We start from the raw sequence: 22,718 nt of genomic DNA, 5'->3' as shown, positions 1-22,718 counted from the left end.
TATTTAATTGTTAATAGTATAAAATATAATATTATTACATCCTTCCCCATTTCATACAATACAAACAAGTAAAAACCATTTTTTATTCTTTAATAACATGTTACAATTTTTTACACACACAATGAAAAATTTAATACTTATATCACTACACTTGTTTATAATACATGCCCATGCATGGGGTGAAAAATTTAATAATGAAAATATAAAACCACTACAAATAGGTATTATTCAACACAATTATATAAATTTAACTCCTTATAATCAACATTACAAATATTACGCTTTCATTGGAATAACCATGACTTACAATGAATGGATTGATTTCAATATCATCCCCATTAACTTTTATCCCCAAAATTCAACTTCATTCTCAAATGTCTATTTTACTCTATCTATTTCTTTTTATATATTGAAATATCAAATACATATATATTCTTTCATTATCAATATCTTAGTAGGTACTCAATTACCTATATCTCTTAGGACTTCTATTATTACTGGTGGAAATAATATCTCTGCTTTTCTTTTCCCGGCATTGCCTTTTGTCTCTCTTAAACTTAATATTCCAATTACTAATTTATTCTCTATCCTCTCTATATTTTCTTCTTCTCTACGTGAGTATTTTTTAGTCGATATAGCTATTACCTTTCCTATCTAATTATAACAATACTTAGTCATTTTTAATAAACATTTCCTTTATACAAAACTTAAGAATATTTACTCTTCTACATTAAGTTTTTTAAACCCTTCTGGAATAAGCACAATATCAATACCTGAATTTAATGATTTCTTAATCGCATGCTCCAAACTAAAATTATTTACAATTGCCCCCATATCATACGCATCTGTCATGATAATACTAAAGATATTCAGATTATGTCTTATAATATCCACAATATCTTTGGACATACTACTTACATCTGCGGAAATATTAGGAACAAGTACATGTCCAAGCATAATAAATTTTGCTTTCTTTCCAAAAAGAAATGGTATAAAATTATTTACCATTAAAAAATTTTTACTATAAGGTAATAAGGCCAAATCTTTATGGGTATCTACTTTTGTGCCTCCAAGTCCAGAGGAAAGTGCTTAACTACAGCAAAAACACCTTCCCTTTGTATCCCATCAATAAATGCCTCTACCATAAGACCAATATTATAAGATGAAGACCCAAAAGTTCTGCTACCTAAGGGGTTATTTGTAGCAAATTTAGCATCTGCTACAGGTGCCATATTTACATTGATACCAAGTCGTCTAAGCTGTTTGCCAAGAATTTCACCAATCTTATATGCAAGCTGAAAATCTCCAGTCTTTCCAACAGATTCCATAGCAGGAAAATTATAAACTCCCAATTTTTTATTCTCACTAGCTCTACTAACCAGTCCTCCTTCCTCATCAACAGCAATCAATATATTAGAACCAAGATGTCTTTTTATCTCTTCAATCAACTCTTTAGTTTGTTGTGCATCCTTAAAATTTTCTTTAAATAAAATAATTCCTACTGGATTTATCTTTCTTATTTCATCAAGTTTTTCTTTACTTAGTGCTTGCACAGCACTAGGATTAGCAACATTTCTAATGCCAATAAAAAAATAACGGCCCCTCAAAATGTTCTTAACATTAACTCTTCCTAAAAATTCATCAACATCTACAAGATCAAATTTATCATTTTCAAAATAATCATAATCTATATCGGGAATGGAGCCTAGTAAAACCAAACTAGAGAATAAAAAGCCAAATAACACAAATCTAAACATCCCACTTACCTCTCCTAAATACCAAATCATATTTATTCTTCAATGCATTATTAAGAGCATTATTTAAATATCTAGCAATATCAAAAATATTTCCCCAAAATTTATCATCCATGTAATTACTCATAATAAGTGTATCAACAAATAATTTTGCGGGCAGAAACCTATCTTCTCTATTAACCTCAAAAATTAATGGATTATCTACTATTCTTATAACTTCCCATGTTATTTGCTCAATTGCGGTATATCTACCAAACTCTTTATCCTGTTCAATAATTCTCATAGGCATATTTGATATTATTCTATCCATATTTTTTATCAAATATTCTAAATTAAAAAGACCTGTAGCACAATTAAACAAAATCCTATCACCTCTACATTCAGCCTTTAAGATAGCTTCTTTAGAAATAACACTACCAATATCAACACATGTTAAATGATTATCATCATCCAAGACTAAAACTCCACCTTTTGTATCTAGTGGAGTTTTAACACTAAATTCAAAACCTGAGGAACTATTAGTTATAGCCATTATGGCAAGAGCACGTAAATTAACAGTAAAACCAATATTATCAACATTACCAATATACACAAACCTTTTTCCAGAATTATAGAGTTTAAAATAAATATCTCTTAGAACTTTAAAATTTTGACCATGACCAGCCGGTAAAGCCAAAAAAGTTCTCTTGCCATTAGTACAATAGCTAAAATATTCATATTGACCATCATCTAATTTATTATAACAATAAACCAAAGGCTGAATCGCTGTCAAAATATCTGCACTTTGCAAACCACAAGAATTTAAATCTCTAATCAAACTATCATCAAAAATATTATCTAGAAAATTAGAAATCAGTTTATAAGTCCTAGAACTTGTCATCTGAAAAATCGAAGGCTTAATACTCTTACCATAAAGTTCATAATATCTCTTAGAGAGCACTAAAAGATGTCGTATTTTTAATGCTAAAAATGAAAATCCATAACTACCATCCCTATTAACATAGGCAGGTGTTATTCCCTTTGGCAAGTGCCCAAAAAACCCCCTAGCTTCAAGTATTTTATCTGCATATAAAGAATACAATTCCTCATTAAAATCTTTATTTTTCAGTATATCAAAATAACTAGTCGCACAACCCCCATTTAAAATACCAAATGAGAGATAAGGATAAAGCAATAATCCAAGTTTTTCTAGATCATCATCAGTAAAAACATAAAAATTACTTTCTGATGAAACCGAAAACCTTGTAAAATCATCAATATATTTTTTCAAATTATATTCAACAAGTTCCTTTTTAAACTTTAATTTAACAGAATTATTAGCAAGACTTAAAATACTGCCATGACTCTCATCGGGAAAATTTTTAACAGATATGCTTAAAGTTTTAAGTTTGTGCATATTAAGCATATCAAGTATTTTTTTAGAAAAAATTTCATCGATTACCTCATACATACCAAAACCTCATTTAAAGACAAGGTAAACAACAATTAACATATTATAAAAAGCGCTATTAAATAATGTCTATTGTAATAGAATATGTTACTATAATCATAATACTACAAATAAAGGCAAATATTAAATTAAAATATACTAATGAAAATGATTAATATTTTACATATCTAAATTAAAATTAAATAAATTAAAAACTAAAGCCTTAGATTTTAATCTAAGGCTTACTTATCCTTAAGGATTTTAAGGGATAGTCGCCTCATTTTTTATCTTATTAAACTCAGCATCGTAATTAACATTTACAATAGCTGCTTTATAAATATCATCAAGAGAAGACTTACCAAACACCTCTTTTATATACAATGAGTAAGCAGCACTAAGAGTATCAAATCTATTTTGTAACTGTTGTTTTAAATGTTCATCTTTAACAAACTTTATAGCATCCTCAGCGTCTGATTGTGCTTTAACAGAATTTACATGAACTTTTATTATTTCTTTAACCTTAGTCAAACCCAAGCTACCAAATAAGAAAAAAACTTGCCCACTATTCTTATAAGTCTTGTAACCTTCTACCTTACCAATCAAAGGATCTACCAATATATTTAATATATATATCAATACTGTACTTTCATCAACAGTAACACTTTTAGATGTACAATATTTTAAAATCTCTGTAATAGCTTTAGCATCATCTATAATTTCAATAAACTTAGTAATATAATTATCACCTATAACATTAACATACACATCATTAGGAATCAACTTATTAAATAACCCTTTTAAATGCACAGGATAGTTTTTTTTGTAATTATCTAACTTCTCTAGATAATTATTTATACTTTTATTCAAACCAATATCCTTGACAGCTACTAAGGCCTCTTCTTGCTTTTTTTGAACCTCTAAATAAACTGTTATCATTTCCTCAACCTTAGCAATACCTAAGTCATTTAACAAACTAAAAAAATCAGAATCAGTATACGTCCTATAATTTTTACTACTACCAATCCTAGAATTAGTGACTATAGTTCGTATACTTTGCACTGCTGCTTGTTCTTTCTTCAATAGTCTAGACGAATTTAAAAACTCATCAAGACTAAACTTTGGTGTTATTTCAAAATTATTACTATGGCTAGTTCCATGCAAATCACCCTGAAGCTTGTTTAAGGGTTTTAAATTACAACTTATAACCATCAATAACATTAATAATAATAATGATAATAATAAAACATTATGATATATTATTTTCACCATTAAATATCTCCTTTTCAACTTAAATGTAATTGTTATCACATAAAATTTATTATAATATAATTACATTATAATAACATAATATTATCTAATCCCCAAATGTTCACCACAAAATTACCTTAAAAATTAATATTTAAGAATTAATTTTTAACATTTTTTACCTGCATAAAATAAAACAATAAGCCTTAGATCAAAATCTAATGCTTAACTACTTTCTTAAGATTAGTCTACTTAATATGCTAAAAAGGTCTTAAACATCTTCTCCCACCTTCAATCCATTTTTAAATACTTGGAGTTTAAATTGCCTTTCTGAAATCTTTTACACAGCAATTTTAGCATAATTTAGTACTTAAATATTTTTGCATGAAGGTCTATAATCTTTTTAAGATTCTCACCAAACAATTTACTGAAAAAAAGATACAACTTGTTAATATAATACGTCTCGTACCCTGCATTAAGACCAATGAAAGGATTAAATATTTATATCTAAGGCTCAACTACTTTAAGTATTTTTTTAAGAATTAACTAAAAGACTATCTTCCTTACTGATTTTTTCATCTCAGTAAATGCTGCTTCCTCAATCTTAGTAAACTTATCAACATAATTACCCTTTACAATTTTATCATACACCTTATCAGGGGTAAATCTATAAAATAACATTTTTAAATGCACTAAATTAAGAATTATTCAAATTATCAATAGTACTCTCCAAGTGTTTTTTGCTCTATTTCCCTGAATATTTGCAATAATTGTTCTAATTTCTATTCGGACTCCTTTTGTGCTCTTTTATCCTCTAAATAAATTTTTATCATTTTCTTCTTAACTTAGCATCACGCATCTTATTTAATAAGTCACTAAACCCTTTAACATCATAAATTATGTGCATTAAAGAGCCTCCCTTAGGATCAATTACCATATCTCGCGCATCTCATCAATTACATCTTGCTGTGAGTCAGAAAGCCCCACGTATACATTATAGCCTTCTAAAATATCTATAAAATTGTCTCTAATTTTAGCAAACCCTAAAATAAACACCATTCATAAATCGATTATACACCTCCACTAGAAGTAAGGTCATTAAATGAATATTTTAAATATAATGAATAATCATTCACGTGATCATTAACCTATTTCGCAATTCTTGTCTTAAGTCAGATTCAATTATCTCCTTTACCCCTCATAATGCCTAAAGCCTCGCTCTCAAGCTTAGTAAAACGATTAAAAAAATTATAACGACTATCCAAAAATTTGCGATAAATATCATCAAAAGTAGGCTCAACAAATAACTCTTTCAAATACAATGAATATTCAAGCTTGCACAAATCCAATTTATGTTTCAATTGTTGTTTTTCATAACCTTCCTGAAGATTCTCAATAGCTACTAAAGCCGCATTTTCTATTCTAAGATTATTTAGATGAAATTGTATAATTTCCTTTAAAATAGCATCACCTAAATTCCTTAACAAGTCATAAAACTCAAAGTTACTATAGGTCTTAAGACCTCCATAACCAACAATACTAGGATCGGTTAATATCTCTCGTATAAATGCAATTACTTCAAGCTCTGACGCCGACATCCACGCTGCATATTGCCTTTCATCCTCTATAACGCTTTGAATACGGTCTTTAATCTTACTAAACTTATCAACATAATTATCATTTATCACTCTAAAATGCACCGTGTCAGGGGTAGGATCATTAAATAACCATTTTAAATAAGATAGACAGTAATCCCTGTGCTGATTAAACATATCCTCCAAACGTCGCTTTAATACGTCTCCTTTAACATTATCAATAGCTGATCTAGCTTTTATTTCTGCTTGGGCTTGAACTTCAAGAGCATTTGAATGAAATTGTATAATATCCCTAAGCTTAAGAGAACCTAATCCACCAAGCAAATTATAAAATTCATCAATATCATATGTTTTGTAACCTTGATCACTACCAATACTAGGATCAGTTATTACAATTTGTATATTATTAATAACGTCTCTCTCATCATCAAATATCCCAAATGCATCTAACAGATTATTAATCTTAACAATTATATCGCTTCCAACAGGCTTTTTTAAATTTTTTAAAGATTCCTCTACAGTTAAACCTTCTCTAAACGCAATATTTTTTTGGGATTTCAAATCACAACTTATAACTAGCAAGAATAACCACATTAAGGTTAAGAACACACAAAGATATTTGACCTTTAACATTAAATATCTCCTTTTCTTTAACTTTTTTTTTTAAATTACACTCAATTCATAACTTACATTATCATAATAACCTATAACCTAAAAACATGATTTTGAAGTATTTTCCTCTATATTTAATTAGCATTCACTCGTATAAATTAAAATAAATCAAAAGCCTTAAATATTTTTATACTTAATTTTTATACTTAAGGCTTAATTTTTTCAGCCCTCTCCACTTATACTTCGTCTAATTTTAAGATCTCATCTTTAATAGCGTTAAATTCATCTTCGTCATCTCTAAAAAACATAAAAGTATCATACAGACTATTAGCCTTAATATCAATACAATGAAAGGTAGTTTTGAGCAAAAATTCATAATGTTTCTTTTGATTAGTAAACAAAGTTTTTAACTGATGTCTAATTTTGTTGTCTCGAATAAAATCTATACTTTGTGAAATATTATCTTGAAATCTCAAAGCTCTTCGAATTTTCAATATCACTTCACTAAACTGATGCTCACTAAAACCACCTATTAACAACTCAAACTCATAATCGCTATACGTTTTAAAGCGTATTCCATATTTATCTTCATATTCACGACCAATATTAGGATTAGTTAATATATTGCGTAGATACTTAAGTACCTCAAAATCATCATTAGAGAGTTTTTTTTCAAGTTTTATAAAATTTATTAAGTCTTGAGTTTGCTCTTTGATTTTCATAAATTTATTTACAATGCTATTACTAGAATCTATAATTATATTTTCAATAATATAATCACTATCAATACTAAATACACGTTGTATTAAACCTACAGCCTCTTTATTACACATATTAAATTCAGTTTGCAAAGTTTCTAACAATGAGTCATCCCTTACAGTTTGAATAGCATTCTCTGCCTCTTTTCGTACTCTAAACAACTCTCTTAAATTATACTTGAACAATTTTATAAACTTATAAACACCCAAAAATCCTAATACAGAATAAAATTCATGATCATTATAACCATACTCATCATAAATCCCATCACTAACATCAGAAAAAATTATTAATTTTCGTATATCATCCACTATTTGCTTGGTTCTACTAGTTAGTCCTTCATATATGGCTTCACCTTTTATAAGGTATTCAATTCTGTTTTTAATTGCAAGTAAACCTTTTAACATCATATTGTATGTATTTTTCAATAAATTATATATTTCAATATAAGAATTACCATTTTCAAACAATCCTCGTAAATCTTTGGACATACAAAAATAATTGGACTTAAGATTAATTTCAGATATTAATTGTTGTTTTGATCTCTCTCTTTTAATATTTTCAACCATTAATTTAATTTCTGTTATTAAGTTAGAAAACTGTAACAAAGATTCAAAAAGCTCCTTAGTCTTAATAACCCCTATTTCAGTTAAAAGAGTATAAAACAAGTTATGATCAAAATCAGAACTGGCTAAGCAATCTCTTAAATATACGTTTAATTCTCTGTCTTGAGCGGATATCCCACATTCATTTAGAAATTCATCAATTTTCAAAGACACACTCTTCTCTTTTACAACTGCTCCAGAAGAACCGTCTATAACATCCTCTAGTATTAATTTTCCAATATCTCTTGCTTCAAGACTTTGAACTACAGGCTCTTTAAACTCAAATTTTTGAAATAGGTCATTTTTGAGTTCACTACCTTTATTTTTAACTAAGCCCTGTTTAATAAGATATTCTCCTTGGGATTTAAAATCACAATTTATAAACAGCAACAATAATAATAACATGCTAATACTCTTTCTCATTTAAAATATATCCTTTTATAAATTCAAGTCTATAAATCTACTTTTTATTATATAAACTTATTATCATAATATATTATTATAACATAATTACCAAAAATTAGCACATCTTTACAAGTCTTCCTTAGCATAAATTAAGAGACTTAGATATTTTTAGATATTTAAAGTCCAAGGATTAACTACTTTTTTAAGTCTCAACTTGCAGTATCAAATACAGAATTACTCGATACATTTGATTCTATGTTGTCAAATTCGTTTTTGAAATTAGTAAATAAAGAAGTATAACTGCTCTCCAGAAAATCATGATACACATAATCAGCATTAAACGCACTAAATAACACTAAATAACAATTTGACATGTAATGGATAGCCACGCCTTAAAGCAACAAAATGAAACTTTAAGTCTAGCTTTTTCTAACTCCCATCAGCCTTATTCATAGCTGCTAATGCTGCCTTTTTTGCTCTACAAATACTTAAATGTATTTTTATAATCTCTCTTTAGTCTATCAACACCTAAATCATGAAGTAAATTATTAAACTCTACACCATCAAATGTCTTATAACCTTGAGCACTACCAATATTAAAATCAGTTATTACACTTTGTATATAATAAAGGCCTATCTTCTTAACAAATTGGGGATCTTTGTATAGTTTCTTAACTTCATAATGTGTTTAGCTGCGTTTTTAATTAAAACAAACTTACCATAATAATGAACACTTTGCATAAATTCTTGATACAAAAAATCAGGCAAAAAGTCATCAAATAACTTTTTCAAATGTAATTTATAGTTATTCCTCTCATCATTAATTTTCCCTCGTAATTGCTCTCTTAAGTCAGCATCATCAATATTATCAATAGCTGCTAGAGCGTCTACCAATGCCGCATCTTGATTTCTTTGATCATCTAGATAAACCAATATCATTGCAAGAACTCTATTATCACCTAACTTATTTAGCAAATCATTAAACTCAATCTCAGTATATGTCCTATAACCTTCATGTTTACCAATCAAAGGATTAGTCACTATGCCTCGTATCTCATCAATTACAATCCGCTCATCATCAGACAGCCATGTGTATACATCCAAACCACCTTCAACTTTTGTAATCTCGTCTTTAAATTTAATCAACTTAGAAAAATAATTATCACCTATAATCTTATTATATATATCATCAAAATTATCACTATCAAATAACCCTTTTAAATGCAACTGATACTGATTCTTGTGTTTATTAAGCTCATTTTGTAATTTGCCTTTTGATGTAGCGTCCTTAACATTTTTAATAGCCCTTTCAAATGATTCCTGAATGTTAACAACCTCTAAATAAAATGTTATAATTTCTTTAATCCTATCTTCACCTAAACTTTCAAGTAAATTATAAAACTCAAAATCAGTATAAGTCCTGTAACCTTCATCTCTACCAATCCTAGCATCAGTTATTGTATTCCTTATATACGTAATTGATTCTCTTTCCTTATCAAGTAACCCAAATTTGTCTGTCAAATTATTAAGCTTAATATCTAAATTATTACCTGTTGTAACCATTTTTGAATCATATTTTTCAACAAACTTGTCTAATTTCCTTACCTGTCTTTTGATAGTCAAATTCTCTTCAAGCTTAATACTTCCTTGAGATTTTAAGTTACAACTTACCACCAACAATAATAAAAATATTAATACCAAAAACAAACTGAAATGGCTTAACTTCACCACCCAATATCTCCTTTTTAAAACTAAATTCGACCTATTATTACTATTATCATTACTATTATCATTAAAAAATAATTAAAAAATGATACATATGTTATATTAAAAGCATATCATAATTTGCAAGTTTATATATATTTACCCATATATATATATTTACTTTTATAAATTAAAAGCCTTAAATTTATAAAAGTAAGGCTTAAACTTCTTTACTATTCTTTACTATTCTTAATTTATTAATTTAATTACCAACTACCAAATCAAATTTACGATTATTTGAGAATCATTAAACAACTTTTTTAAATACAATGAATAAGAATTAATTTGATGTGCCATAGCAACAGTATATAACAACCCTTATTTGGATTTTTATTTTTTAAAATCTTATCTATTTATCTATAGCTACATTTTAAAACTAACAAAATTAGAAAGAGCCAGCCTATCTAAGGCTGGCTCATCAATTACAAGCTTTTCATAAGCTAAAAGTTTTGCATATACATCACCATTTTTATAACTTATGTAGCCTTATTTGAAGCTTAGTAAATTCATTAGTATAGCCATTATCTATAAAATTAGCATACACAGTCTTACCATCAAATTTATTAAAAAGCTTTTTCAACCTCAATAAGTAATTATTCCATCTATTATTACATTCAGTCTCCAGTCTTAGCTTTAATTCCTCATCCTTTAAATTGTTAATAATATCAACAACCTCTATCTTACTCTTCTTAACATCTAAATAAATTTGTATTATTTTTTGAACCTTCACATAACCTAATTCATTTAACAAAGCACGAAAATCAGGAATAGTATAAGTCTTATAATCTTCACCAATACCAATCCTATCATCAGTTACTATCTCTCGTATCTCATCAACTACAAGTTTTTCTTGATCTGAAAGTACTTCATATATCCCCATTTTCTATAATTCGTTTAGCCTCAGTTTCAATCTCAGAAAGTTCATCAATATATTTACTACTTATAAAATTAGCATACACAGCATCAGCACTAGATCCATTAAATAAACTTTTTAAATGCAATGGGTACTCCTTCCATTTATTATCATATCTAATTCTAAAATTTTCCTTTAATATCTCGTCATTTATACGCTCGATAACATCATACAAAATCCTGCCATTATTAACACTTATATAAAAGTCTATTATTTTCTGAACCTTCGCATAACCTAATTCATTTAACAAAGCATTAAAATCAGAACTAGTATAAGTCCTGTAACCTTCACCAATACCAATACTACCATCAGTTACTATCGCTAGTACACCATTAATTACAATACTTTCCTTATATGAAAGTACTTCATATATATCCCCATTTTCTATAATTCGTCTAGCCTCAGTTTTAATCGCAGTAAATTCATTAATATGGAGCCCACCTACAAACCAATCATACACATTATCAGCATCTTGACTAAATCCACCTTTTAAACGCAATAGGTAATCATTCAATTTATTATCATATACAACTTGTAAACTTTGTCTTTTTTTGGGTTCCTGAATATTATTTATAGCCTCAAGAGCTGCTTTTTGGGTTTCAACAATATCTAAATCGTATTTTATAATATTTTTAACCTTATCAGCACCTAATTCATTTAACAAATTATAAAAATCAAGATTAGTATAAGTCTTGTAATTTCTATCACTTTTATCACTACCAATTTTATCATCAGTTACTACATCTTTAATCTTAAAAATTGATCCTTTGCCTTCCTTAGATACTCCAAATGTGTCTAAAAGCTCATCAAGCTTAACACCTAAATTTTTCTCTGCTTCTGTTAATGCAGGATCTTTTACACCTCTTAAAGTTACTACTTTGCTAGGCTTACCTAAAGCTCCATCTCCAGTAACAATTCTCCTAAAATCAGGATCTTTTAGAACAATACCTTCTACTTGGGATTTGAGATCACAACTTATAAATAGTAATATTAATACTAACAACGAACTGATATGTCTAATTTTTAACATTCAATATCTCCTCTCTCTTTAATATTCAATATCTCCTTTTCCTTTAACATAATTATCAAAATGAACCGATTATAAAATAATTGTATTACAATATTACAATATTACAATATTATCAAAATCTTAAAGCATTAATATTTATCATATTTATATATTTATCATCCACAACATGATCAAAAACCACACATCGTAACTTAAGCACTTAAGCTATTAAATAACTCTTTTAAATGCAACTCATATCCATTACTATGTGCATTAAATCTATTTTGCAAGTTTTGTTTTGCTAAACCTGCAGAAATAGAATTTATAGCACGAAACTTAAAGACCTAAAGGATCTTAATCACTTAAATAAACTTTTATTATTTCCTAAGCCTTCAAATGACCTTAAGTCATTTAACAAAGCACGAAACTTAAAGACCTATATAAGTCTTGTAACCTTCATCTTTACCAATACTACCATCAGTTACTATCTCTCGTACATCATCAATTACAAGCTTTTACTTATATGAAGATCTTTCATATAAATTCTCTCTTTTTATAATTCGTCTAAACACAAATTCAGTCTCAGTAAATTCATGAGTATATTCATTAGTATATTCATTACTTATAAACCCATTACGCTCAATATCATCAATAATGTCACTAAATAACCCTTTTAAACACAATAGGTAATCATTCAATACATCATCATATGAAACTTTGAACCTTTGTTTTTCTTTGGGTTCCTGAATATCATTTATAGACTCAAGAGCTGCTTTTTGGGCTTCAACAACATATAAATCGTATTTTATAATTTTTTGAACCTCATCAGGACCTAATTTATTTAACAAATTATAAAAACCAATATTAGTATAAGTCTTGGAAAGTCTCTTAACACCAAACCTATCAATACCAATTTTATCATTAGTTACTATATCTTTAATCTTAACAATTGATCTTTTGCCTTCCTCAGGTACTCCAAATGTGTCTAAAAGCTCATTAAGCTTAACACCTAAATTTTTCTCTACTTCTGTTAATGCAAGATCTTCTATACCTGTGAAAGTTACTACTTCGATAGGCTTCTTTAAATCTCCATCTCCAGCAACAATTTTTTTAAAATCAGGATCTTCTACACCTCTTAAAGGTGCTACTTCGATAGGCTTCTTTAAATCTCCATCTCCAGTACCAATTTTTTTAAAATCAGGATCTTCTACACCTCTTAAAGGTGCTACTTCGATAGGCTTCTTTAAATCTCCATCTCCAGTACCAATTTTTTTAAAATCAGGATCTTCTACACCTCTTAAAGGTGCTACTTCGATAGGCTTCTTTAAATCTCCATCTCCAGTACCAATTTTTTTAAAATCAGGATCTTCTACACCTGTTAAAGTTACTGCTTCGATAGGCTTCCTTAAAGCTCCATCTCCAGCAACAATTCTTCTAAAATCAGGATCTTTTCGAATCATACCTCCTCTTTGGGGGGATTTTAAATTACAACTTATAAATAGCAATATTAATACTAACAACGAAATGATATGTCTAATCTTTAACATTCAATATCTCCTTTTTCTTTAACATTCAATATCTCCTTTTTCTTTAACATTCAATATCTCCTTTTTCTTTAATATTCAATATCTCCTTTTCCTTTAACATAATTATTAAAATGAACCAATTCTAAAATAACTATATTACAATATTACAATATTACAATAATATCAAAATCTTAAAGCATTAATATTTACCATATTTATATATTTACATATTTTATATCTTCATATATTTTATATCTTCATATATTTTATATATTTATATACTTATTAATTTTATTTATAATATATTTATCATCCACAAAATGATCATAAACATGATTACAAATCACACATCGTAACTTAAGCACTTAAGCTATTAAATAACTCTTTTAAATGCAACTTATATCCATTACTATGTGCATTAAATCTATTTTGCAAGTCTTGTTTTGCAAACCTGCAAAAATAGAATTTATAAGCACGAAGTGTCATATCCTAAAGGATCTTAACCACTTAAATAAACTTTTATTATTTTCTAAACCTTCAAATGACCTTAAGTCATTTAACAAAGCACAAAACTTAAAAATAGTATAAGTCTTGTAACCTTAAGTAACCTTAAGTTGTCTCCTCCGCTATAATTCGTTTAGCCTCAGTTTCAATTGCAGAAAGTTCAACAGTAATATATTTATTACCTATAAAATTAGAATACACATCATCAGCAGTAGCTCCATTAAACACCATTTTTAAATACAATTGGTAATCCTTCAATTTATCATCATATCTAGTTTTAAATTTTTTCCTTAATATCTCGTCCTTTATACGATTGATAATATCAGGCAAAGTCCTGTCATGATAATGAATACTTATATAAAGGTCTATTATTTCCCGAACCTTAAAATGACCTAATTCTTTTAACAAAGCACGAAACTCAGGAATAGTATAAGTCCTGTAACCTTTATCTTTACCAATACTACCATCAATACTACCATCAGTTACAATACGTTCTATATCATCAATTACATCCTTTTTTTGACCTGAAAGTCCTTCATATACATCCACATTTGCTATAATTCCCATAAACTCTTTTCCAATCGCAAAAAATCGCCCAGTAGAGACAGCTCTTATAAACCCACTACTCTTAATATCATCAATAATGTCATTAAATAACCCGTTTAAAAAAAATAGGTACTCATTCAATTTATTATCATATAAAACTTTTAACCTTTGTTTTTTTTGGGGTTCCTGAATATTATTTATAGCATCAAGAGCTGCTTTTTGGGTTTCAACAACATATAATTCGGATACTATAATATCTTTAACAGGATCAGCACCTAATTTATTTAACAAATTATGAAAATCAGGAATAGTATAAGTCTTGTAACCTTTTCTACCACTACCAATTTTATCATTAGTTACTACATCTTTAATCCTAACAATTGATTCTTTGCCTTCTTTAGATACTTTAAATGTGTCTAAAAGCTTATTAAGCTCAACACCTAAACTTTTCTCTACTTCTGTTAATACAGGATCTTTTACACCTGTTAATACAGGATCTTTTACACCTGTTAATACAGGATCTTTTACACCTGTTAATACAGGATCTTTTACACCTGTTAATACAGGATCTTTTACACCTGTTAATACAGGATCTTTTCGAACAATGCTTTCTCTTTGGGGGGATTTTAAATTACAACTTATAAACAGCAATATACTTATAAATAGCAATATTAATACTAACAACGAACTGATATGTTTAATTTTTAACATTTTTAACATTAAATATCTCCTTATTCAAAACTTAACATAACTTAACTTACCATAACTTAACTTAACTTAACATAATTATTAAAAGAAACGAATTATAAAATTATTGTATTACCATAATATCATAATTTTAAAGCATTAAAAGCATTAAAATCATTAAAAGCATTAATATTTATATATTTATTCATATATTTTATATATTTATATATTGATTAGTTTTATTTATGATATATTTATCATTTATCATCCACAAAATGATCAAAAACATGATTACAAACCACACATCATAACTTAAAAACTTAAAGCTATTAAATAACTCTTTTAAATACAACTTGTATCCATTACTATATGTCCATTACTATGTGCATTAAATCTATTTTGCAAGTCTTGTTTTACTAAACCTGCAAAAATAGAATTTATAAGCACGAAGTGTCATATGTCCTAAAGGATCTTAACCACTTAAATAAACTTTTATTATTTCCTGAATCTTCAAATGACCTTAAGTCATTTAACAAAGCACAAAACTTAAAAATAGTATAAGTCTTGTAACCTTAAGTTGCCTCCTCCTCTATAATTCGTTCAGCCTCAGTTTCAATCGCAAACCATTCATCAACATATTTATCATTTATAAAATTAGCATACACATCATCAGCACTAGCTCCATTAAATAAACTTTTTAAATGCAATGGGAACCCCTTCAATTTATCATCATATCTAGTTCTAAGATTTGTCCTTAATACCTCGTCCTTTATATCATCAATCCTAAAAACCAAAGACTCTTGCTTAAGATAATTAACATCTATACCAAGTTTTATTATTTTCAAAACCTTAAAAGAACCTAATTCATTTAACAAAGCATGAAAATCAGGAATAGTATAAGTCTTGTAACCTTCATCACTACCAATTTTATCATTAGTTACTACATCTTTAATCTTAACAATTGATTCTTTGCCTTCCTTAGATACTTTAAATGTGTCTAAAAGCTTATTAAGCTCAACACCTAAACTTTTCTCTACTTCTGTTAATACAGGATCTTTTACACCTGTTAATACAGGATCTTTTACACCTGTTAATATAGGATCTTTTACACCTGTTAATATAGGATCTTTTACACCTGTTAATACAGGATCTTTTCGAACAATGCTTTCTCTTTGGGGGGATTTTAAATTACAACTTATAAACAGCAATATACTTATAAATAGCAATATTAATACTAACAACGAACTGATATGTTTAATTTTTAACATTAAATATCTCCTTATTCAAAACTTAACATAACTTAACTTACCATAACTTAACTTAACTTAACATAATTATTAAAAGAAACGAATTATAAAATTATTGTATTACCATAATATCATAATTTTAAAGCATTAAAAGCATTAAAAGCATTAATATTTACATATTTATTCATACATTTTATATATTTATATATATTTATATACTTATTAATTTTATTTATAATATATTTATCATCCACAAAATGATCAAAAACATGATTACAAACCACACATCATAACTTAAAAACTTAAAGCTATTAAATAACTCTTTTAAATACAACTTGTATCCATTACTATATGTCCATTACTATGTGCATTAAATCTATTTTTGCAAGTCTTGTTTTACTAAACCTGCAAAAATAGAATTTACAAGCACGAAGTGTCATATCCTAAAGGATCTTAACCACTTAAATAAACTTTTATTATTTTCTAAACCTTCAAATGACCTTAAGTCATTTAACAAAGCACAAAACTTAAAAATAGTATAAGTCTTGTAACCTTAAGTAACCTTAAGTTGTCTCCTCCGCTATAATTCGTTTAGCCTCAGTTTCAATTGCAGAAAGTTCAACAGTAATATATTTATTACCTATAAAATTAGAATACACATCATCAGCAGTAGCTCCATTAAACACCATTTTTAAATACAATTGGTAATCCTTCAATTTATCATCATATCTAGTTTTAAATTTTTTCCTTAATATCTCGTCCTTTATACGATTGATAATATCAGGCAAAGTCCTGTCATGATAATGAATACTTATATAAAGGTCTATTATTTCCCGAACCTTAAAATGACCTAATTCTTTTAACAAAGCACGAAAATCAGAACTAGTATAAGTCCTGTAACCTTTATCTTTACCAATACTACCATCAATACTACCATCAGTTACAATACGTTCTATATCATCAATTACATCCTTTTTTTGACCTGAAAGTCCTTCATATACATCCACATTTGCTATAATTCCCATAAACTCTTTTCCAATCGCAAAAAATCGCCCAGTAGAGACAGCTCTTATAAACCCATTACTCTTAATATCATCAATAATGTTACTAAATAAACCTTTTAAATATAATAGGTACTCATTCAATTTATTATCATATAAAACTTTTAACCTTTGTTTTTTTTGGGGTTCCTGAATATTATTTATAGCATCAAGAGCTGCTTTTTGGGTTTCAACAACATATAATTCGGATACTATAATACCTTGAACCTTAGCAGCACCTAATTTATTTAACAAATTATAAAAATCAAGATTAGTATAAGTCTTGTAACCTTTTCTACCACTACCAATTTTATCATTAGTTACTACATCTTTAATCCTAACAATTGATTCTTTGCCTTCTTTAGATACTCCAAATGTGTCTAAAAGCTTATTAAGCTCAACACCTAAACTTTTCTCTACTTCTGTTAATACAGGATCTTTTACACCTGTTAATACAGGATCTTTTACACCTGTTAATACAGGATCTTTTACACCTGTTAATACAGGATCTTTTCGAACAATGCTTTCTCTTTGGGGGGATTTTAAATTACAACTTATAAACAGCAATATACTTATAAATAGCAATATTAATACTAACAACGAACTGATATGTTTAATTTTTAACATTTTTAACATTAAATATCTCCTTATTCAAAACTTAACATAACTTAACTTACCATAACTTAACTTAACTTAACATAATTATTAAAAGAAACGAATTATAAAATTATTGTATTACCATAATATCATAATTTTAAAGCATTAATATTTACCATATTTATATATTTATTCATATATTTTATATATTTATATATTGATTAGTTTTATTTATGATATATTTATCATTTATCACCCACAAAATGATCAAAAACCACACATCATAACTTAAAAACTTTAAGCTATTAAATAACTCTTTTAAATACAACTTGTATCCATTACTATATGTCCATTACTATGTGCATTAAATCTATTTTGCAAGTCTTGTTTTACTAAACCTGCAAAAATAGAATTTATAAGCACGAAGTGTCATATCCTAAAGGATCTTAACCACTTAAATAAACTTTTATTATTTTCTAAACCTTCAAATGACCTTAAGTCATTTAACAAAGCACGAAACTTAAAAATAGTATAAGTCTTGTACCTTGAGCATTACCAATCCTAGCATCAGTTACAATACGTTCTATATCATCAATTAAAGTCTTTTCATAATCTGAAAATTTTTCATATACATCCACATTCTCTACAATTCGTCTAGCATCATTTGAAACTCAGTAAGCTCCTTAACATAGCCACCTTGCATAACCTTATCATACACAGTATAACCATCAAATTTACTAAAAAGCTTTTTAAACCTCAATAAGAAACTATTCCATTTACCATTAAATTCAGCTTCCAGTTTTAGCTTTAATTCCTCGTTATCTAAATTGTTAAGCATATTAACAATTTCTCTTTCAACTTTCTCAACATTGAAATAAACTTTTATTATTTCTTGAACCTTCGCATAACCTAAGTCATTTAACAAAGCACGAAACTCAGGAATAGTATAAGTCTTGTAATCGCTAGTATTACCAATGCTACCATCAATTACTATATTTCGTACCTTATCAATTAAAGTCTTTTCATAATCTGAAAATTTTTCATATACATCCCCATTTTCTATAATTTGCACAGCCTTAGCTTCAATATAAGAAAATTCATTATCATATTCACTACTTATAACATTAGCATACACATCATCAGCACTAGACTTACTAAACACCTTTTTTAAATACAATTGGTAATCCTTCAATTTATTATCAAATCTAGTTCTAAGATTTGTCCTTAATATCTCGTCCTTTATACTATCAATCCTAGCAACCAAATCCCCTTCCTTAAGATAATCAACATCTGCACCAAGTTTTAATATTTTCTGAACCTTCACATAACCTAATTCATTTAACAAAGCACGAAACTCAGGAATAGTATAAGTCTTGTAACCTTCGCCAATACCAATCCTATTATCAGTTACTATATTTTGTATCTCACCAATTACAAACTTTTCCTGATCTGAAAGTTTTGCATATACATCCCCATTTTTTATAATTTGTCTAGCCTGACTGTCAATCATAATAAATTCATTAGTATAGTCATTACTTATAAAATTAGCATACACAGCATCAGCACTAGACTCACTAAACACCTTTTTTAAATGCAATGGGTACTTACTCAATTTATCATCATATTTAACTCTCAATTTTTCCCTTAATATCTCGTCCTTTATACTCTCAATCCTAGTAACCAAACGCCCATCCTTAAGAGAATTAACATATTGAGCAAGTTCTATTATTTTTTGAACCTTAAAATGACCTAATTCATTTAACAAAGCACGAAAATCAGGAATAGTATAAGTCTTGTAACCTTCACCTTTACCAATACTACCATCAGTTATTATATTTTGTATCTTATCAATTAAAGTCTTTTCATGATCTGAGAGTATTTCATATACACCACCATTTTCTATAATTCGTCTAGCCTCAGTTTCAATCGCAGGAAATTCATTATCATAGTAATCACCTACAAACCCATCATGTATAACATCAATAGTAACTCCACTAAACGTCTCTTTTAAAAATAATAGGTAATCCCTAAATTTATTATCATATAAAACTTGCAAAATTTGTTTTTTTTCGGGGTTTTGAACATTATTTATAGCATCAAGAGCTGCTTTTTGGGTTTCAACAACATCTAAATCGAATTTTATAATATCTTTAACCCTAGCAGCACCTAATTCATTTAACAAAGCACGAAAATCAGGAATAGTATAAGTCTTGTAATCTTCATCACTTTTATCTTCACCTCTTTTATCACTACCAATTTTATCATCAGTTACTACATCTTTAATCTTAACAATTGATATCTTGCCTTCCTTAGATACTTTAAATGTGTCTAAAAGTTCATTAAGCTTAACACCTAAACTTTTCTCTACTTCTGCTAATGTAGGTGCTAATGCAGGAACACTATTTCTTACACCTGTTAAAGGTACTACTTCGCTAGGCTTACCTAAAGCTCCATCTCCAGTACCAATTTTTTTAAAATCAGGATCTTTAGGACCTCTTCGAACAATGCCTTCTCTTTGGGGGGATTTTAAATTACAACTTATAAATAGTAATATTAATACTAACAACGAAATGATATGTCTAATCTTTAACATTCAATATCTCCTTTTTCTTTAATATTCAATATCTCCTTTTCCTTTAACATAATTATTAAAATGAACCAATTATAAAATAATTATATTACAATATTACAATATTACAATAATATCAAAATCTTAAAGCATTAATATTTACCATATTTATTCATATATTTTATATATTTATATATTGATTAATTTTATTTATGATATATTTATCATCCACAAAATGATCATAAACATGATCAAAAATCACACATCGTAACTTAAGCACTTTAAGCTATTAAATAACTTTTTTAAATGCAACTCGTATTCATTACTATGTGCATTAAATCTATTCTGCAAGTCTTGTTTTGCTAAACCTGCAGAAATAGAATTTATAAGCACGAAACTTAAAAATAGTATAAGTCCTGTAACCTTAAGTAACCTTAAGTTGCCCCTCTACAATTCGTTTAGCCTCACTGTCAATTACAAACAATTCATCAATATATTTATCATTTATAAAATTAGCATACACATCATCAGCACTAGATTTATTAAATAAACTTTTTAAATGCAATGGGTACTCACTCAATTTATCATCATATCTAGTTCTAAGATTTGTCCTTAATACCTCGTTCTTTATACTATCAATAATATTAGACAAAATCTTGCCCTTAAAATAACTAACACTTATATAAAAGTCTATTATTTTTTGAATCTTAAAATAACCTAATTCATTTAACAAAGCACGAAAATTAGAACTAGTATAAGTCTTGTAACCTTTATCTTTGCCAATACTACCATCAATTACAATACGTTCTATACCATCAATTACACCCTTTTTATAACCTGAAAGTCCTTCATATAGATCTCCATTTGCTATAATTCGTTTAGCCTCAATTTCAATTTCAGTAAATTCTTTACAATATTCATCACTTGTAAACCTCATACTCATAATATTAGCACTAGATTCACTAAATAAATCTTGTAAATATAATAGGTAATTATTCAATTTATTATCATATACAACTTGTAAACTTTGTCTTTTTTGGAGGTTTTGAACATTATTTATAGCCTCAAGAGCTGCTTTTTGGGCTTCAACAATCTTTAAATCGAATTTTATAATATCTTTAACCTTAAAAGCACCTAATTCATTTAACAAAGTATAAAATTTAAGATCTGCATAAGTCTTGTAATTTTTATCACTTTTATCACTACCAATTTTATCATTAACTACTACATCTTTAATCTTAGCAATTGATCTCTTGCCTTCCTCAGGTACTTTAAATGTGTCTAGAAGCTTATCAAGCTTAACACTTAAATCTTCCTCTGCTTCTGCTAATGCAGGATCTTTTACACCTGTAAAAGTTGCTACTTCGCTAGGTTTCCTTAAAGCTCCATCTCCAGTACCAACTTTTCTAAAATCAGGATCTTTTTGAACAATGCCTCCTCTTTGGGGGGATTTTAAATTACAACTTATAAACAGCAATATACTTATAAATAGCAATACTAATACTAACAACGAACTGATATATCTAATTTTTAACATTAAACATCTCCTTATTTAAAACTTAACATAACTTAATATCATTATTAAAATGAACCAATTATAAAATAATTATATTGCAACATTACAATATTACAATATTGTAAATCATTAATATTTACCATATTTATATATTTACATATTTTATATCTTCATATATTTTATATATTTATATACTTATTAATTTTATTTATGATATATTTATCATCCACAACATGATCAAAAACATGATCAAAAATCACACATCGTAACTTAAGCACTTAAGCTATCAAATAACTCTTTTAAATGAAACTTATATCCATTACTATGTGCATTAAATCTATTTTGCAAGTCTTGTTTTGCTAAACCTGCAAAAATAGAATTTATAAGCACAAAACT

18 protein-coding genes and 1 pseudogene are annotated in these 22,718 nt (G+C 27.5%); 1 reads left to right on the top strand and 18 read right to left on the bottom strand.

Annotated features, from left to right (window positions below; genetic code table 11):
- Positions 1-121 precede the first annotated feature (121 nt).
- Positions 122-658 (top strand): hypothetical protein, encoded by a 537-nt coding sequence (locus tag QMG63_RS04945; RefSeq protein ID WP_281860611.1) that lies wholly within the window; start codon positions 122-124, stop codon positions 656-658.
- Between the two features lie 59 nt (positions 659-717).
- On the opposite strand, the pseudogene QMG63_RS04940 reads toward QMG63_RS04945, so the two are convergent.
- The 18 genes and pseudogenes from QMG63_RS04940 to QMG63_RS04860 form a co-directional block, all read right to left on the bottom strand.
- Positions 718-1,787: pseudogene (locus tag QMG63_RS04940) on the bottom strand (glycoside hydrolase family 3 N-terminal domain-containing protein).
- On the bottom strand, positions 1,750-3,204 hold the full coding sequence (locus QMG63_RS04935) for a UTP--glucose-1-phosphate uridylyltransferase (protein WP_281862290.1): 1,455 nt from the start codon (positions 3,202-3,204) through the stop codon (positions 1,750-1,752). The pseudogene QMG63_RS04940 and the gene QMG63_RS04935 overlap by 38 nt, the downstream one beginning before the upstream one ends.
- Positions 3,205-3,444: 240 nt before the next feature.
- Complete coding sequence (locus tag QMG63_RS04930) at positions 3,445-4,452, bottom strand: BTA121 domain-containing protein surface lipoprotein (protein ID WP_281862289.1); 1,008 nt, start codon at positions 4,450-4,452, stop codon at positions 3,445-3,447.
- A 522-nt stretch (positions 4,453-4,974) separates the two neighbouring features.
- Positions 4,975-5,109 (bottom strand): hypothetical protein, encoded by a 135-nt coding sequence (locus QMG63_RS04925; protein ID WP_281862287.1) that lies wholly within the window; start codon positions 5,107-5,109, stop codon positions 4,975-4,977.
- A 497-nt stretch (positions 5,110-5,606) separates the two neighbouring features.
- A complete protein-coding gene (locus QMG63_RS04920; RefSeq protein ID WP_281862285.1) occupies positions 5,607-6,656 on the bottom strand; it encodes a BTA121 domain-containing protein surface lipoprotein in 1,050 nt (349 codons plus the stop codon).
- Between the two features lie 215 nt (positions 6,657-6,871).
- Positions 6,872-8,422: a BTA121 domain-containing protein surface lipoprotein gene (locus QMG63_RS04915; RefSeq protein ID WP_281862283.1), complete on the bottom strand. Its 1,551-nt coding sequence runs from the start codon at positions 8,420-8,422 to the stop codon at positions 6,872-6,874.
- 191 nt (positions 8,423-8,613) lie between these two features.
- Positions 8,614-8,778, bottom strand: a complete 165-nt coding sequence (locus QMG63_RS04910; protein WP_281862281.1) for a hypothetical protein — start codon at positions 8,776-8,778, stop codon at positions 8,614-8,616.
- 104 nt (positions 8,779-8,882) lie between these two features.
- Positions 8,883-9,026 carry a hypothetical protein gene (locus tag QMG63_RS05750; protein WP_425592812.1) on the bottom strand — a complete coding sequence of 48 codons (144 nt, stop codon included), beginning with the start codon at positions 9,024-9,026 and terminating at the stop codon, positions 8,883-8,885.
- An 11-nt stretch (positions 9,027-9,037) separates the two neighbouring features.
- Positions 9,038-10,132 carry a BTA121 domain-containing protein surface lipoprotein gene (locus QMG63_RS04905; RefSeq protein WP_281862279.1) on the bottom strand — a complete coding sequence of 365 codons (1,095 nt, stop codon included), beginning with the start codon at positions 10,130-10,132 and terminating at the stop codon, positions 9,038-9,040.
- 505 nt (positions 10,133-10,637) lie between these two features.
- Entirely contained in the window at positions 10,638-11,048 is a 411-nt protein-coding gene (locus QMG63_RS04900; RefSeq protein ID WP_281862278.1) for a BTA121 domain-containing protein surface lipoprotein, read from the bottom strand.
- Positions 11,035-12,111, bottom strand: a complete 1,077-nt coding sequence (locus QMG63_RS04895) for a BTA121 domain-containing protein surface lipoprotein (RefSeq protein WP_281862277.1) — start codon at positions 12,109-12,111, stop codon at positions 11,035-11,037. The genes QMG63_RS04900 and QMG63_RS04895 overlap by 14 nt, the downstream gene beginning before the upstream one ends.
- Before the next feature lie 494 nt (positions 12,112-12,605).
- On the bottom strand, positions 12,606-13,637 hold the full coding sequence (locus QMG63_RS04890) for a BTA121 domain-containing protein surface lipoprotein (RefSeq protein ID WP_281862276.1): 1,032 nt from the start codon (positions 13,635-13,637) through the stop codon (positions 12,606-12,608).
- A 588-nt stretch (positions 13,638-14,225) separates the two neighbouring features.
- Positions 14,226-15,386: a BTA121 domain-containing protein surface lipoprotein gene (locus QMG63_RS04885; protein ID WP_281862275.1), complete on the bottom strand. Its 1,161-nt coding sequence runs from the start codon at positions 15,384-15,386 to the stop codon at positions 14,226-14,228.
- 539 nt (positions 15,387-15,925) lie between these two features.
- Positions 15,926-16,621 carry a BTA121 domain-containing protein surface lipoprotein gene (locus QMG63_RS04880; RefSeq protein WP_281862273.1) on the bottom strand — a complete coding sequence of 232 codons (696 nt, stop codon included), beginning with the start codon at positions 16,619-16,621 and terminating at the stop codon, positions 15,926-15,928.
- Between the two features lie 542 nt (positions 16,622-17,163).
- A complete protein-coding gene (locus tag QMG63_RS04875; RefSeq protein ID WP_281862271.1) occupies positions 17,164-18,276 on the bottom strand; it encodes a BTA121 domain-containing protein surface lipoprotein in 1,113 nt (370 codons plus the stop codon).
- Positions 18,277-18,740: 464 nt separating this feature from the next.
- Positions 18,741-18,875, bottom strand: a complete 135-nt coding sequence (locus QMG63_RS04870) for a hypothetical protein (protein ID WP_281862270.1) — start codon at positions 18,873-18,875, stop codon at positions 18,741-18,743.
- A 5-nt stretch (positions 18,876-18,880) separates the two neighbouring features.
- A complete protein-coding gene (locus tag QMG63_RS04865) occupies positions 18,881-20,830 on the bottom strand; it encodes a BTA121 domain-containing protein surface lipoprotein (protein ID WP_281862268.1) in 1,950 nt (649 codons plus the stop codon).
- Positions 20,831-21,230: 400 nt separating this feature from the next.
- Complete coding sequence (locus QMG63_RS04860; RefSeq protein ID WP_281862267.1) at positions 21,231-22,343, bottom strand: BTA121 domain-containing protein surface lipoprotein; 1,113 nt, start codon at positions 22,341-22,343, stop codon at positions 21,231-21,233.
- Between the last annotated feature and the right edge of the window lie 375 nt (positions 22,344-22,718).

This window comes from Candidatus Borrelia fainii (assembly GCF_027925085.1).
Classification (GTDB): domain Bacteria; phylum Spirochaetota; class Spirochaetia; order Borreliales; family Borreliaceae; genus Borrelia; species Borrelia turicatae.
The sequence above is the reverse complement of the archived record's forward strand: the minus strand, read 5'-3'. Positions and strand labels throughout refer to the sequence as shown.